The sequence below is a fragment of the Achromobacter ruhlandii genome (assembly GCF_902859695.1).
Taxonomy (GTDB): Bacteria; Pseudomonadota; Gammaproteobacteria; order Burkholderiales; family Burkholderiaceae_B; genus Achromobacter; species Achromobacter ruhlandii.
The window spans coordinates 14,921-29,898 of record NZ_CADIJL010000030.1; the positions used below are offsets into that span (position 1 = coordinate 14,921).

The 14,978-nt window shown below is 71.4% G+C and carries 10 protein-coding genes; 5 read left to right on the plus strand and 5 right to left on the minus strand.

What is annotated here, in order from left to right:
• Positions 1–127 precede the first annotated feature (127 nt).
• Positions 128–2,731, plus strand: coding sequence for a penicillin G acylase (locus HV742_RS25620; RefSeq protein WP_175146691.1), 2,604 nt, complete (start codon positions 128–130; stop codon positions 2,729–2,731).
• Here the strand turns inward: HV742_RS25620 and cydC are convergent.
• Positions 2,697–6,317 (minus strand): thiol reductant ABC exporter subunit CydC, encoded by a 3,621-nt coding sequence (gene cydC / locus HV742_RS25625; protein WP_175146692.1) that lies wholly within the window; start codon positions 6,315–6,317, stop codon positions 2,697–2,699. The two genes, HV742_RS25620 and cydC, sit on opposite strands and share 35 nt — an antisense overlap.
• A gap of 93 nt (positions 6,318–6,410) precedes the next feature.
• Between cydC and HV742_RS25630 the strand changes: the two genes are divergently transcribed.
• From HV742_RS25630 to HV742_RS25640, 3 genes are all read left to right on the plus strand, one after another.
• Positions 6,411–7,421, plus strand: a complete 1,011-nt coding sequence (locus HV742_RS25630) for a LysR substrate-binding domain-containing protein (protein ID WP_175146693.1) — start codon at positions 6,411–6,413, stop codon at positions 7,419–7,421.
• Positions 7,422–7,583: 162 nt separating this feature from the next.
• Positions 7,584–8,036 (plus strand): DUF4952 domain-containing protein, encoded by a 453-nt coding sequence (locus HV742_RS25635; protein WP_175146694.1) that lies wholly within the window; start codon positions 7,584–7,586, stop codon positions 8,034–8,036.
• Positions 8,037–8,189: 153 nt separating this feature from the next.
• Positions 8,190–9,377: an NAD(P)/FAD-dependent oxidoreductase gene (locus HV742_RS25640; protein WP_063583884.1), complete on the plus strand. Its 1,188-nt coding sequence runs from the start codon at positions 8,190–8,192 to the stop codon at positions 9,375–9,377.
• Between the two features lie 37 nt (positions 9,378–9,414).
• Here HV742_RS25640 and HV742_RS25645 read toward each other — a convergent pair whose 3' ends face one another.
• The 3 genes from HV742_RS25645 to HV742_RS25655 all read right to left on the minus strand — a co-directional run bounded on the left by HV742_RS25645 (position 9,415) and on the right by HV742_RS25655 (position 12,333).
• A complete protein-coding gene (locus tag HV742_RS25645; RefSeq protein WP_049074592.1) occupies positions 9,415–10,428 on the minus strand; it encodes a LysR family transcriptional regulator in 1,014 nt (337 codons plus the stop codon).
• Between the two features lie 25 nt (positions 10,429–10,453).
• Positions 10,454–11,254, minus strand: coding sequence for an N-formylglutamate deformylase (hutG, locus tag HV742_RS25650; RefSeq protein WP_175146695.1), 801 nt, complete (start codon positions 11,252–11,254; stop codon positions 10,454–10,456).
• A 119-nt stretch (positions 11,255–11,373) separates the two neighbouring features.
• On the minus strand, positions 11,374–12,333 hold the full coding sequence (locus tag HV742_RS25655) for a LysR family transcriptional regulator (RefSeq protein WP_049074587.1): 960 nt from the start codon (positions 12,331–12,333) through the stop codon (positions 11,374–11,376).
• Positions 12,334–12,528: 195 nt separating this feature from the next.
• On the opposite strand from HV742_RS25655, the gene HV742_RS25660 reads away from it, so the two are divergent.
• Complete coding sequence (locus tag HV742_RS25660; protein WP_175146696.1) at positions 12,529–13,722, plus strand: MFS transporter; 1,194 nt, start codon at positions 12,529–12,531, stop codon at positions 13,720–13,722.
• A gap of 44 nt (positions 13,723–13,766) precedes the next feature.
• Here HV742_RS25660 and HV742_RS25665 read toward each other — a convergent pair whose 3' ends face one another.
• Complete coding sequence (locus HV742_RS25665) at positions 13,767–14,975, minus strand: MFS transporter (RefSeq protein ID WP_175146697.1); 1,209 nt, start codon at positions 14,973–14,975, stop codon at positions 13,767–13,769.
• Between the last annotated feature and the right edge of the window lie 3 nt (positions 14,976–14,978).

A 14,978-nucleotide genomic window follows, 5' to 3' on the forward strand; every position in this document is an offset into this window, starting at 1 on the left:
AATCAAATGCATTGGAATTATAGATTGGGCCTCCGTATCATGGTCCGCGGACGGCGCCCGGCAGAGGCGCCGCCATCGCCCGCGGCCGGCTCGCGGCGCGGTCCCATTCGATACGGAGACAGATTCAATGAAGCAGCATGTGTTGTCGGCCGCCCTGTTGGCGGCCAGTTCGTGCCTGCCCGCGATGGCGGCGCAGGCCGTGGCGCAACCCGTGGCGCCCGCCGCCGGACAGGCCGCCGAGGCCGTCGCGGCGGCGCCGCGGGGCGCCGATGGCAAGGTCACGATCCGGCGTGACGCCTATGGCATGCCGCACATCTATGCGGACACGGTGTACGGCATCTTCTATGGCTACGGCTACGCGGTGGCGCAGGACCGGCTGTTCCAGATGGAGATGGCGCGCCGCAGCACCCAGGGCCGGGTGGCCGAGGTGCTGGGCGCGTCGATGGTGGGGTTCGACAAGTCGATCCGCGCCAATTTCTCGCCCGAGCGCATCCAACGCCAATTGGCGGCGCTGCCGGCCTCGGACCGCCAGGTGCTGGACGGCTACGCGGCCGGCATGAACGCCTGGCTGGCGCGGGTGCGGGCCGAGCCCGGCACGTTGATGCCCAAGGAGTTCAACGACCTGGGCTTCGCGCCGGCCGACTGGACCGCCTACGACGTGGCGATGATCTTCATCGGCACGATGGCCAACCGCTTCTCGGACGCCAATAGCGAAATCGACAACCTGGCGCTGCTGACGGCGCTCAAGGACAGGCACGGCGACGCCGAGGCCATGCGCATCTTCAACCAGCTGCGCTGGCTGACCGACAGCCGCGCGCCGACCACGGTGCCGCCCGAAGCGGGTAGCTACCAGCCGGCCGTGTTCCAGCCTGAAAGCGCGGACAAGCTGGCCTACGCGCTGCCGCGCTATGACGGCACGCCGCCGATGCTCGAACGCGTGGTGCGCGATCCGGCCACGCGCGGCGTGGTCGATGGCGCGCCCGCCACGCTGCGGGCTCGGCTGGCCGAGCAGTACGCGCAATCCGGCCAGCCGGGCATCGCCGGCTTTCCCACGACCAGCAACATGTGGATCGTGGGGCGCGACCATGCCAAGGACGCCCGTTCGATCCTGCTGAACGGCCCGCAGTTCGGCTGGTGGAACCCGGCCTACACCTACGGCATCGGCCTGCACGGCGCCGGCTTCGACGTGGTCGGCAACACGCCGTTCGCTTATCCCGGCATCCTGTTCGGCCACAATGCGCACGTGGCCTGGGGCTCGACCGCCGGTTTCGGCGATGACGTCGACATCTTCGCGGAAAAGCTCGATCCAGCCGACCGCACTCGTTATTTCCACGACGGGCAATGGAAGACGCTGGAAAAACGCACCGACCTGATCCTGGTGAAGGACGCGGCGCCGGTGACGCTGGACGTGTACCGCAGCGTGCACGGCCTGATCGTCAAGTTCGACGACGCGCAGCACGTGGCCTACGCCAAGGCGCGCGCCTGGGAAGGCTTCGAATTGCAGTCGCTGATGGCCTGGACCCGCAAGACGCAGTCGGCCAACTGGGAACAATGGAAGGCGCAGGCGGCGCGCCACGCGCTGACCATCAACTGGTACTACGCCGACGACCGCGGCAACATCGGCTACGCCCATACCGGCTTCTATCCCAGGCGCCGCCCCGGCCACGACCCGCGCCTGCCGGTGCCGGGCACGGGCGAGATGGACTGGCAGGGCCTGCTGCCGTTCTCGACCAATCCGCAGGTCTACAACCCGCGCCAGGGCTTCATCGCCAACTGGAACAACCAGCCGATGCGCGGCTACCCGTCCACCGACCTGTTCGCCATCGTGTGGGGCCAGGCCGACCGCTACGCCGAGATCGAGACGCGCCTGAAGGCCATGACCGCCAACGGCGGCAAGGTCAGCGCGCAGCAGATGTGGGACCTGATCCGCACCACCAGCTACGCCGACGTCAACCGCCGCCACTTCCTGCCGTTCCTGCAGCGCGCGGTGCAAGGGCTGCCGGCCGACGATCCGCGCGCGCGGCTGGTGGCGGGGCTGGCGGCGTGGGACGGCATGGCGACCAGCGAGCGCCAGCCGGGCTACTTCGACAACGCCGGTCCGGCGGTGATGGACGCCTGGCTGCGCGCCATGCTCAAGCGCACGCTGGCCGACGAGATGCCGGCTGACTTCTTCAAGTGGTACAGCGCCACCGGCTACCCGACGCCGCAGGCGCCGGCCACCGGTTCGCTCAACCTGACCGCCGGCGTCAAGGTGCTGTTCAACGCCCTGGCCGGCCCCGAGGCCGGGGTGCCGCAGCGCTATGACTTCTTCAACGGCGCGCGCGCCGATGACGTGATCCTGGCGGCGCTGGACGATGCGCTGGCGGCGTTGCGCCAGGCCTATGGGCAGGATCCGGCCGCGTGGAAGATCCCGGCGCCGCCGATGGTGTTCGCGCCCAAGAACTTCCTGGGCGTGCCGCAGGCCGACGCCAAGGCGGTGCTGAGCTACCCGGCCACGCAGAACCGCGGCACCGAGAACAACATGACGGTGTTCGACGGCAAGTCGGTGCGGGCGGTGGACGTGGTGGCGCCGGGGCAAAGCGGTTTCGTCGCCCCGGACGGGACCCCGTCGCCGCACACCCGCGACCAGTTCGACCTGTACAACACCTTCGGCAGCAAGCGGGTGTGGTTCACGGCGGACGAGGTGCGGCGCAACGCTACGTCGGAAGAGACGTTGCGCTACCGGCGGTAAGGTCGCGCGCGCCCTGGTGGCTGGCAAGCCGGGCGTACACGCCTTGCTTGCGCAGCAACTGGTCGTGGGTGCCGGCCTCGGCCAGGGTGCCGTTGTCCAGCACCAGGATCAGGTCGGCGTCGCGGATGGTGGCCAGGCGGTGCGCGATCACCAGCGTGGTCCGGTGCCGCATCAGCACGTCCAGCGCACCGCGCACCTGCATCTCCGACAGGGTGTCCAGGTGCGAGGTGGCTTCGTCCAGGATCAGCACCGGCGCGTTCTTCAGGAAGGCGCGCGCGATCGAGATGCGCTGGCGCTGGCCGCCCGACAACTGCATGCCGCGCTCGCCGACGCGCGTGGCCAGGCCCTCGGGCAGGCTGCGCACGAAATCGCCGAGCGCGGCCTGTTCCAGCGCCCGCGCCAGTTCCTCGCGGCTGGCGTCGGGGCGCGCCAGGCGGATGTTGCCTTCCAGCGTGTCGTTGAACAGGTAGGTGTCCTGCGTCACCAGCGCGACGCGTTCGCGCAGGCCGTCCAGCCGCAGCTGGCGCACGTCCACGCCGTCGAGCTTGACCGCGCCCTGGCGCGGATCCCAGAAGCGCAGCAGCAGGCTGGCCACCGTGCTCTTGCCCGCGCCCGAGGCGCCGACCACGGCCACGGTGGCGCCGGCCGGCACCGTGAAGCTTAGGTCGCGCAGCGTGTCCTGGCTTTTGCCGGGATAGGTGAAATACACGTGGTCGAACGCCAGCGACAGGCCGTGCGGCGCCGCCGGCGGCGGCAGCGGGCCGTCGGTGACCGGCTCGGGTTCGTTGTTGACCACGTGCAGGCGGCGGGTGGCGGCGATGGTGTCGGCCAGTTGGCGGCTGACCTGCGAGATCTCCGAGACCGGCAGGAAGGTGGCCAGCGCGATCAGCACCAGCAGCGGCAGCATGCTTGCCGAGAGGGCGCCGGCCGACACCTGCAGCGCGCCGACCACGGCCACCGCCAACCCGCCCAGGCCCATGGCGGTCTCGAACCAGGCGGTCTGGCGCGACAGGTCGCGCAGGATGTCCAGGCGGCGCACGCGGTACTGGTCGGCGACCTTGAGGAATTCCGCGCGGCGGCGGCCGGTGGCCTGGAAGGCGGTCAGGTCGGCCAGGCCCTGGATGGTGTCGGTGGTGTGCGCGCTCATCTCGCCCAGGGCGTGGCGGGCGCGGTCGCCGAGCGCGTCGACCTTGCGGCGGCCGCGCACCGGCGACACCAGCGCATAGGCCAGGAACGGCAGCAGCGCCAGCGCCACCGGCCAGCTGTAGAAGGCCAGGAAGCCCAGCACCGACAGCGGCACCAGCACCGAGACGATGGCCGGGGCGATGGTGTGGGCGTAGAAGTACTCGACCATCTCCACGTCCTGCGTCGCCAGCGCCACCAGGTCGCCCGAGCGGCGTTGCAGCAGATAGGCGGGCGCCAGCCGCTCCAGCTTGTCGTAGAGCTTGACGCGCATGTCCGCCAGCAACTGGTAGGCCATGGCGTGCGCCAGCCACGATTCGAGCCAGTGGAACAGCGCGGCCAGCGGCGCGGCGATCAACAGGCCGATGATCAGCGCCGACGTGTCGCGGCCGTCGCGGATGGCGGCCACCACCAGCGCGCTCAGCACGCCGACGCCGATGAAGGCGGCCACGCGCGCCACGCCCAGCAGGATGGTGGCGATCAGGGTGCCGCGCCACGGTTGCACCACCGACAGCAGCGTGGCCAGCGTGGCGCGCCAGCCGACCTGTTCGGCGTCGGCGTCCAGCGGGCGCAGCGCCGGGCCCTGGCCGCCGGATTCATCGTCAGTGGCGTGCGCGGCGGGCGTGGTATCGCGCGCCGTGGCGGCGGACGGCGCGTTTGGCGTGTTCGGCGCGCTCAAGGCCAGGGCCTGTTCGTGCATCAGGCGGTAGTACAGGCCATGCTGGCGCATCAGCGCATCATGCGGGCCTTGCTCGACCACGCGGCCCTGGTCCAGCACCAGGCAGCGGTCGGCGCCGATCACGCTGGCCAGGCGGTGCGCCAGGATCAGCGTGGTGCGGCCGGCCATGAGGCGGTCCAGCGCCTGCTGGATCAGCGCTTCGTTCTCGGTGTCGACCGACGACAGCGCCTCGTCCAGGATCAGGATGGGCGCGTCGCGCAGCAGGGCGCGGGCGATCGCCACGCGCTGGCGCTGGCCGCCCGACAGTTGCAGGCCGCGTTCGCCGATGCGGGTGGCGTAGCCCTGCGGCAGCGCCATGATGAAGTCGTCGATATTGGCGGCGCGGGCGGCGGCGCGCACCTGTTCGTGGCTGGCGTCGGGCCGGCCCAGCCGCAGGTTCTCGTTGATGGTGCCGTGGAATAGCGTGATGTCCTGGCTGACCAGCGCCATCTGGCCCAGCAGCGTCTGCGTGTCGAGCTGGTTGACGTCGTGGCCGCCGACGCGGATGGCGCCGGCCTGCGGCACGCATTCGCGCAGCAGCAGGCGCACGATGGTGGACTTGCCGGCGCCGCTGGGGCCGACGATGCCGACGCGTTCGCCAGCGGCGACGCGGAACGACAGGCCCTGGTGCGCCGGGCGCTGCGGCGAATACGAGAACGCCACCGCGTCGAATTCGATGGTGGGGTCGAGCCGCGCGGGGGCGGCGCCCGCCCGCACGGCGGGGGCGGCGGTCAGCGGCTGCGCATCCATCAGCGCGTGGATACTGGCGGCGGCCGATTGGCCCAGCATGCCCCGGTGCAGCACCGAGCGCAGTTCGCGCAGCGGGCGGAAGATCTCGGTGCCGGCCATCAGCACGATCAGCAGCGCTTCCACGCTCATGTCGCCGGCGGCCACGCGCCAGGCGCCGACCGTCAGCGCCAGCGCGGCGCCCAGCGCCACGCCCAGGTCGCTGATGCCGCGCGTCAGCAGGCTCACCGACAGCACCCAGAATGTGTTGTCCGACAGGGCGCGGGCGCGCGCGGCCAGGCGCTGGCCAAAGGTCTTGCCCTGGCCATACGACTTGAGCGTCGGCAGGCCCTGGACGGCGTCCAGGAATTCCTCGCCGAACTCGTTCAGCGAGCGCGTGCGCGCCAGGCTGGCGCGGCGGTCGAGCATATGCACGGCCATCGGCCCGAACAGCGCGAACAGCGCCGCCACCAGGAACACCAGCGCGGTCGGCACGTCCCAGAAGGCGATGACGGCGAAGATGGCGAACGGCGCGGCCGCGGCGATGGCGACCTGCGGCAGGTATTGGCCGAAGAAGGTCTGCAGTTGCTCCACGCCGTCCACCACCGTCAGCATCACGCCGCCGGTGCGCTGGTTGGCGAACCAGGCCGGCCCCAATGCCACGATGCGGTCGTAGAGCCGCGCGCGCAGCGTCTGCTGTACCTGGGCCGAGCAGCGGTTGGCCTGCACCGTGCGCAGGTGGTCGAGCAGGGCGCGCAGCAGCACCATGGCGCCGGCGCACAGCGCCGGCGCGAGCCAGTCCCGCCACGGCGCGCCGTCGAACACCCTTGCCAGCAACTGGCCCAGGAACACATAGCGGGCGATGCCCGCCGCTAATGCCAGCAGGCCGAGGAAAATGCCGCCCGCCATGCCGGCGCGCAGCCCCGCGGTCAGTTGCCAAAGCCTCGAATCGAAATACATATCAATGCTCCCTCCAGAGCCTGCATGGTCACGCATCCGGCGCGCTGGCGATAGCGATAGTTATTCAATCATGGGTTGAGATAAACTCAACCCATGCCGACCCTGCCCACCCATATGCCGCCGCTGGCGGCGCTGCGCGCCTTCGAGGCGGTCGCCCGCCTGGGCAGCCTCAGCCGCGCCGCGGCCGAACTCAATGTCACCAAGAGCGCCGTCAGCCACCAGTTGCGCGCGCTGGAGGCCGACCTGGGCGTGAGCCTGCTGCGCCGGGGCGGCACGGTGCGCCGCGCGGAAACCACCGAGGCCGGCGCCGCCTTGCTGGCTTCCGTACAACAGGCCTTGACCCTGCTGGAGACCGCCTGCCGCAACGCGCGGGCCAGCGCGCGCGGCACGCGGCGCTACAACCTGAACGTGTCGGCCAACCCGTCGCTGGCGGCGCTGTGGCTGGCGCCGCGCATCGGCCGCTTCATCGAATTGCACCCGGACATCGACATCCAGGTGTTCCTGCACGCCAGCCAGGACCCGGCCTGGAAGGCCCAGGACATCGACCTGGCGTTCCTGCACGTGCGCGCCCTGGGGCCGCACCTGGCCGCGCCCGGCGACATTCCGCTGATGACGGAAACCGTGGTGCCGGTGTGCAGCCCGGCGCTGGTCGCGCCTGACGAGCGCGACGATCCCGCCGTCTTCACGCGCCACCGCTGGCTCGAGGAAAAGCACATCGACAGCCCCGAGACCGACTGGCGCACCTGGCGTCCACGCCTGGGCCTGGCGGAAAGCGCCGGCCAGGATCCGCTGGTGCTGAGCGGCCTGAGCACGGTCGTGGCGGCCGCCGCAGCCGGCGTCGGCATCGCGCTGGGACGCGCGCCGCTGATCGACGAGGAACTGGCCAGCGGCCGGCTGGTGGCGCTGACGCCCGGCCTGCGCATGCCGGGCTCGTGGGGCTACGTGATGCGCATCCACGCCAATCGGCCGATGGACGCGTCGCTGCCGGCGCTGGTGGAATTCCTGGCGGAAGAAGGGCGTGGCGCGACGCTGTCTTGGCGCCAGCCGGCCGCGGCGCCGGCCCGTGGGGCGGCGAATGCCGAGGAGCCTGGCGCGCGCGGTTGAGCGGCCGCCGGTCGGACGCGGCCGGCGTTCACCGCAGGCTTGAGGGATCGCGCGCCGGCTGCCATACTCCGATGGCCGCGACGCGGCGACACCACAAAGGAAAGCGATGGGCGCGACGAATTCGGATGGATCGGCGGGTGTCATCGCCATGATGGAGCGCCCATGATGTCCCTGGCCCGCCGTGCGCGCCTCCTGCTGTTGCCGCTGCTCCTGCCCCTGATCATGCTGTTGCCCGCCGCCGCGCTGGCGCAGGCCGCGCCCACGCCGGGCTGCGAGGATTTCCTGGCCGCATGGGGCGACAAGCCGGCCGCCATCGAATACCAGGGGTGCCGCCAGGAGTTCGGCCAGGGCAGGCCGTTGGTGGCGCGCTACCGGCTGGACGGCGCCGCGGCGGCCGAGGTCGAGCGCTACCTGCAACGGCGCTTCGGCATCGAGGCCCTGCGGTTCCGCTGCTGTGGCTGGGAGGCGCCGCCCCATTCGTGGCGCGACCCGCGTACCGGGCACAACTACCTGATCGGCTTCGGCTCCGAGGAAACGCTGGTGTCCTCGCGGGCGCAGTGGGATCGCATCGACAACTTCCACATCCGCGTCGAACGGTTCACCGAGGATAGCTAAGGGCGCGCCGCCGCCCGCTGGACGGCGCCATGGCGTCGTTTTCCTTCCGTCGCCACCACGCTAGCGCTTCTACTCAATATTCGCCGCGCTGATATACCGCGCGCCGGGTCGCGCCCGCGCCACACTGCCGCCATTCCCATCTGGAGCATGGCCATGAAAAGTTATGACGTGATCGTGATCGGCGCGGGCGTGGTCGGCAGCTCGGTCGCCTTCCACCTGGCCGCCCTGGGCGCCCGCGATGTGCTGGTGCTGGACCGCGCCGCCATCGGCGCCGGCACCACGGCGCAATCGTCGGGCATCCTGCGCACCCATTACTCGGTGCGCGAGAACGTGGAACTGGCGCGGCGTTCATGGAGCGCCTTCAACGACTTCGCCGCCTATGTGGGCGATGACGACGCCGCCAGCGGCCTGGTCCGTTGCGGCTACCTGATCGCCGCGGCCGATGACGACAAGCGCGCGCCGCTGGCCGATGCGCTGGCGCAGCAGCGCGCGCTGGGCATCCCGGTGCACGAACTGGACGCGGCGCAGGCCCGCGAACTGCTGCCCATCGCCGACTTCGGCGACGCCGCGCTGATCGGTTTCGAGCCCGAGGCCGGCTTCGCCGATGCCTATCTGGTCGCCACCAGTTTCGCGCGCGCCGCGCGCCGGCGCGGCGTGACGATCCGCGAGAACGTCGCCGTGCGCGGCCTGCTGATGCGCAACGGACGCGTGGCCGGCGTGGCCACGTCGGAAGGCGATTACGCCAGCGCGGTGGTTGTCAGCACGCAAAACATCTGGACCGCCGAGCTGGCGGCCTGGACCGGGGTGGCGATGCCGCTGGCGCCCGAGCGCCACGCGGTGCTGGCGCTGGCGTGCGCCGCCGCGCCCTATGCCTACGCCATGCCGGTCTTCAAGGACCTGGCCTCGCCCGGCATGCTCTATTGCCGCAGCTATGGCGGCAACCAGATGCTGGCCAGCGAAGGCACGTCGGGCGAAACGCTGGCGCCGGGGGAGGCCGAGCAGGGCGACGTGCCGCTGGACTACGTGGCCGACGTCGGCGCGCAGGTGGCGGCGCGCTTTCCGGCCTATGCCGAGGCCGGCCTGGCCGCGTCATGGACCGGCGTGTACGACGTCACGCCCGACTGGAATCCCGTGCTGGGGCGCATCGCGCAGGTGGAGGGGCTGGTGGCCGGCTTCGGATTTTCCGGACACGGCTTCAAGCTGTCGCCGGCGGTGGGACGGGTGCTGGCGCAGGAAGCCCTGGGGCTGGCGCCCGATGTGTCGTTGGCGCCCTATGCGCTGTCGCGTTTCGAGCGCGGCGCGCTGCTGACGGGACGCTATGGGCGCGGCGCGGTGTCGTGATGGCGGTGGCGCGCGCGACCAGGTCGCTCCGACGGCGTCAGCGGCGCAGGCTGCGCCACAGGGTGGCCGCTGGCAGGCCCAGCGCGGGCGCCACCTCGTGCTGCATCAGTCGTTCGACCGCCATCAGGATCACGTTGCGCGCCTCGGCCGGCAGCTTGCCGGCCTCGTGGGGCCGCGACGCGAGGTAGAAGGCGCGGGCCAGGTCGGGCGCGTCGGCGCGGGTCTTGTCCAGGCAGGACGCCAGCGGCAGCACCCGCAGCTGGTCGACGAAATGGCGCGATTGCCAGATGCACAGCGGCGTGCTGATCGCAAAGCCCAGGCCTGCGGTCACCAGGCTGAGCAGCGGATCGGTGTTGTCGAATTCGAAGGTGCGCTCGATGAAGATGCCGCGCGATTCCAGCAGCCGGTCGATGGCGGCGCCGATGTGCGAACGCGCGCTGTAGCGGATGAACGGGCTGCGGCGGGCCAATTCCGCCAGCTGGCCCGCCTGCGGCGGCGGCGTGGCGCGTGGCAGCACCAGCAGGTAGGGTTCGCTGAACAGCCCGAGCTTGCGGATGGCGGGAGGATCGGCGGCGGCGCTGGTGCTGATGACCAGGTCCAGCTGGCGTTCCTCCAGCTGTTTGTCCAGGACCGGGGTGATGCCGGACCACAGCCGGATCTGGCGCGAGGCGCCGGACAGGCCGTGGATCAGCGTCGGCCCCAGCGTGCCGGCGAACGAATCGACGCAGCCGAAGCGCACGATGTTGCGCCGCGCGCGACTCAGGTTGCGCACGCTTTCGGTCATGTCGCCGGCCTGGGCCAGGAGGCGCGAGGCATGGTCGAACAGCAGCTCGCCGGCCGGCGTTGGACGCGCCGGACGGGTGCTGCGGTCCAGCAGTTCGGTCGACAGCGCGGCCTCCAGCTGCTTGACCCGCTGCGACACCGCCGCCTGCGACAGTCCCAGCAACCGGGCCGCGCCCGACACCGAGGCGGCCTGCACCACCGCGACCCAGGTCAGCAGCAGGCTCCACTCGGGATAGGCATCCGCGTCGCGGTGGGGCAGGCGGTTCATCGGGCGGCCCGGGGCGGCGGCCGGATCAGCGCTTGCGCGCCAGCGTCTGCGCCAGCGCGGCGCGCACCATGCTTTCGACCACCGGGATGGCCTTGGCGGCCGCGTCGGTTTGGTAGGCGTAGGGATAGGTCTCGTCCATATAGGTGGACTGGCACATCTCCAACTGCACCGCATGGATGTCTTCGGCCGGCGATCCGTAGTGGCGCGTGATGTAGCCGCCTTTGAAGCGGCCGTTCACGGCGCTGGTGTAGCCGCAGCCGGGCAGGCGTTCGGCCAGCGCGTCCAGGATGTCGGGCGCGCAGCTGGCGCCGTCGGCGGTGCCCAGGTTCAGGTCGGGCAGCTTGCCTTCGAACAGGCGCGGCAGCACGCTGGCGATCGAATGGGCTTCCCACAGCAGTACCGTGCCGTGTTCGGCGCGGATGCGGTCGAGTTCCTCGCGCAGCTTGGCGTGGTACGGCTGCCAATAGGTCTGCAGGCGGTGCTCGCGTTCGTCGTCGGTCAGCGGCGCGTCGTTCAGGTACAGCGCCTCGCCCCGAAAGGTGTGGGTCGGGCACAGGCCGGTCTTGGTCTGGCCGGGGTACAGGCTTTCGTCGTTGGGCGGGCGGTTCAGGTCGACCACATAGCGCGAGTAGCGCGCGCCCAGCACGGACGCGCCCAGCGCGTCGGCGAACTGGTACAGGGTGTCCAGGTGCCAATCGGTGTCACCGGACTGCTGGCCGACGGCCGTCATGCGGGCGCGCTGCGTGTCGGGCAGCTGGCTGCCCAGGTGGGGTATGGAGATCAGCAGCGGCGCGGTGCCGCGGCTGAAGTGATAGATGTCGCTCAAGAAAAACTCCGGGGTAAGGCGGGCCAGACAGGCGCGGCGCGCGGGCTGGCTCAGTGCCGCGCTATGCTAGGCAGGCGGCCGGGCGCGGACATTTGCATCGAAAGTCACGATGCTGATCATCATGATATCTGATTCAAGTTGCGTGCCGGCCCGGCCTTGTCCCAGGGCGCCCCGTGTTGCCAGCGCGCGGCGATGTCGTCAATCAGCCGGCGCACCTTGGGAGCCAGGTGACGCCGGTGCGGATACACCGCGCAGACCGGCGCGCCGGGCGGCGCGTAGGCTTCCAACAGCGGCACCAGGCGGCCTTCCCGCAGGTCCGCGCCAACCAGGAAGGCGCCCAGCTGCACGATGCCGGCGCCATCGAGCGCGGCGTCGCGCAGCGCTTCGGTGTTGCCCAGCCGCAGCCGGCCGGCCACGGCGACGCCGCGGTCCTGGCCGTGGCTGGCGTAGCGCCAGGGCACCGGCGTGCCCATGTGGGTGTAGGCCAGCGTCTGGTGGCGCGCCAGTTCGTCGGGCGAGGCCGGCGCGCCATGGCGTGCCAGGTAGGCAGGCGCGGCGCAGGTGACGAGCCGGTGCGGCGCCAGCACGCGCCGCACCAGCCGGCTGTCTGCCTCGCCGCCGATGCGGATGGCGACGTCGATGCCGTCGCGCACCAGGTCGCTGTAGTCGTCGGTGAAGCTGATGTCGGCCTCGACCTCGGGCCATTGCCGCAGGTAGTCGGCCACCAGCGGCATGATGTGCAGCCGGCCCAAGGCCACCGGCAGGTCGATGCGCAGGCGGCCGCGCGGCGCCTCCTGGCGGCTGGCCATGGCGCCGGTGGCGTTATCGACCTCGGCCAGGATGCGTTGCGCGTGTTCGTAGAACAGGCGGCCTTCGTCGCTGAGGCTGACACTGCGCGTACTGCGATGCAGCAGCCGCGCGCCCAGGCCGTGTTCGAGCCGCGCGATGCACTTGCCGATGGCCGAACGCGACAGGCCCAGCCGTTCCGAAGCCAGGGTGAAGCTTTGCGCGTCGGCGACGCGGACGAAGGCGATGACGTCGCCGATATGGTCGATGCCGGCGGCGGAGAGAGGCGTCATGGGGCGATTTCCACAGCAGCGGGGGATGCACGTCGGATTGGCGACGATTTGTCCCTTTTGTTTGTCTGATCGCCTACTTTATCAGCGAATTGGAAACAGTAGACTGGCCAGCACTGACACCCCCCAAGCTTCGATCACGCCGGGCGGCATGCCTCCGAGGGTGTTTTCCTTGTTCCTTCAGGCGAGAGACCTTCCATGACCCGCAGTATTGCCCTCGATCCGCGGCCCCCCACGGCCGCCGGCCATCCTCCCGCTGCCTGGGCCGGCGTGTCGGCCGCCGGCCTGGCGACGTTCTGCGTCGTTACCACCGAAATGCTGCCGGTGGGCTTGCTGCCGCCCATCGCCGCCAGCCTGGGCGTGTCGACGGGCCGCGTCGGCTGGCTGATGGTGGTGCCCGGCATCCTGGCCGCCCTGTGCGCGCCGCTGGTGGTAATGGGCGCGCGCGGCGTCGACCGGCGCCGCATCCTGTGCGGCCTGTTGCTGCTGCTGGCCGGCGCCAACCTGGGCAGCGCGCTGGCGCCGCACCTGTGGGGGTTCCTGGCCGCGCGGGTGCTGGTCGGCGTCTGCATCGGCGGCATCTGGGCGGTGGCCGGCGGCCTGGCCGGCCGGCTGGTGCCGCCCGCCGCCGTCGGCCTGGCCACGGCCGTGATCTTCGGCGGGGTGGCGGTGGCGTCGGTGCTGGGGGTGCCGCTGGGCGCCTGGATCGGCGACGCGGCGGGCTGGCGCAGCGCGTTCGGCGCCCTGGCGGCGCTGAGCGCGGCGGCGCTGCTGTTCGCCGCGCTGGCCTTGCCACCGCTGCCGGTGGCGCAGTCGGTCACGGCGCGCGAATTGGGCCGGCAGCTGCGCAATCCGGGCGTGCGGCGCGGTCTGTTCATCACGCTGTTCCTGGTGGCCGGGCATTTCATGGCCTACACCTTCGTGCGGCCTGTCCTGCAGACCATGGCGGGGTTCGCGCCCGGCTGGATCGGCCCGCTGCTGTTTGCCTATGGCGTGGCCGGCATCGCCGGCAATTTCCTGGCCGGCGGCGCGGCGGGGCGGCACCCGCGCGCGACCCTGCTGGGCATCGTGCTGGGCCTGCTGGCGACGCTGGCGTCGCTGCCATGGCTGGGCGACATGCGCGGCGCCGTGGTGGCGCTGCTGTTGCTGTGGGGGCTGTCGTACGGCGGTGTGTCGGTGGCGCTGCAGACCTGGGTGATGCAGGCGGCGCGCGGCGCCGTCGAGGCGGCGACGTCCTGGTTCGTCGGGGTGTTCAACCTGGCGATCGCGTTGGGGGCGCTGGCGGGCGGCGTCAGCGTCGATCACCGGGGCCTGCCCGCCAGCTTGCTGGCCGCCGCGGCGTGCATGCTGGCGCCGCTGGCGGCGATTGCCTGGCGCGGCGGCCGCGGGTAGGGCGGGTTGCCAAACGGCGCCCGGCGTCGCGCCGGTTCATGGCGCTAGCGCCGGCGTCCCGGCCGGAAAGCGTGGCCGCGTGCGCTCCAGGCTGCCAGCAGCGCAATCACGGCCAGCGCGGTCACCGTCCAGGCGAACGAGCCCGCGCCGGCGGTGTCGAGCAACGCGCCGCCCAGCACGCCGCCGCTGGCGATGCCCAAGTTGAAGATGGTGACCAGCATCGATTGCGCCACGTCGGAATGCTCGCCGGCGGTGTCGGCCAGGGCGGTCTGCAGCAGCGTCGGCGCACCGCCGAAGCTCAGGCCCCACAGCGCCACGCCGGCCATCAGGACGGCGGGGTGGGCGCCCGCCAGGCCCAGCGCGCTGGCGGTCAGGGCGAACAGCGCCAGCGACAGCAGCGTCAGCAGGCGCAGGCAGCGATCCACCAGCATGCCCGTCAGCAACAGGCCGGCGACCGCGCTGGCGCCGAACACCAGCAGCACCGTATCGACGGAGGCCGGGCGGCCCAGGTGGATCAGGTAGGGCGCGATGTAGGTGTAGAGCACGTTGTGCGCCAGGATCCAGGTGAACAGCACGAACAGGATCGGCCGGATGCCGGGCAGCATCAGCGTCCGCGCGATCGGCAGGCGCCGGCGCGCGGTCTGGCCGGCAAAGTCCGGCACGGCGGCGCGCACCCAGATCACCAGCGTCAGCGACACCGCGGCCATCAACCAGAACACGCCGCGCCAGTCCATCAGGCTGCCCAGCCACGCGCCGGCCGGCACGCCCAGGCACAGCGCCAGTGGCTGGCCCGCGCCCACCACCGCCAGGGCCCGGCCCTGTTGGCGCGTCGCCACCATGCGGCGCGCGTAGCCGGCCAGCAGGCCCCACAGCAGGCCGGCCGCCATGCCGCCTCCAAAGCGCGCCGCCAGCGTCAGCACGTAGTCGGTGGACAGCGCGGTGATCACGTTGAACAGGCACAGGCCGCCGATGGCCAGCAGCAGCAGGGGACGACGATTCCATCCGCGGGTGGCGGCGATGATTGGAATCGCCGCCAGCACCGAGCCGGCCGCGAACAGGGTGACCAGTTGCCCGGCCAGCGCCTCGGACACGCCCATGCCCTGGCCGATCTGCGGCAGCAGGCCGGCGGGCACGGTCTCGGTCATGATGGTGATGAAGCCTGCCAGCGCCAGGGCCAGCAGCTTGCCCAGCGGCAAACCTTCGGTGTGGTCCAGGGGACAGGCGCCGGCGGGCAGGGGTGGGGTGCAGCTCATGCG

Excerpts from the sequence above, each read along its gene's own strand:
- HV742_RS25630 (WP_175146693.1), top strand. The coding sequence starts at position 6,411 with ATGCCGACCCTGCCCACCCATATGCCGCCGCTGGCGGCGCTGCGCGCC.
- HV742_RS25665 (WP_175146697.1), bottom strand. The coding sequence starts at position 14,975 with ATGAGCTGCACCCCACCCCTGCCCGCCGGCGCCTGTCCCCTGGACCAC.
- HV742_RS25660 (WP_175146696.1), top strand. The coding sequence starts at position 12,529 with ATGACCCGCAGTATTGCCCTCGATCCGCGGCCCCCCACGGCCGCCGGC.
- HV742_RS25635 (WP_175146694.1), top strand. The coding sequence starts at position 7,584 with ATGATGTCCCTGGCCCGCCGTGCGCGCCTCCTGCTGTTGCCGCTGCTC.
- cydC (WP_175146692.1), bottom strand. The coding sequence starts at position 6,317 with ATGTATTTCGATTCGAGGCTTTGGCAACTGACCGCGGGGCTGCGCGCC.
- HV742_RS25640 (WP_063583884.1), top strand. The coding sequence starts at position 8,190 with ATGAAAAGTTATGACGTGATCGTGATCGGCGCGGGCGTGGTCGGCAGC.
- HV742_RS25655 (WP_049074587.1), bottom strand. The coding sequence starts at position 12,333 with ATGACGCCTCTCTCCGCCGCCGGCATCGACCATATCGGCGACGTCATC.
- HV742_RS25620 (WP_175146691.1), top strand. The coding sequence starts at position 128 with ATGAAGCAGCATGTGTTGTCGGCCGCCCTGTTGGCGGCCAGTTCGTGC.
- HV742_RS25645 (WP_049074592.1), bottom strand. The coding sequence starts at position 10,428 with ATGAACCGCCTGCCCCACCGCGACGCGGATGCCTATCCCGAGTGGAGC.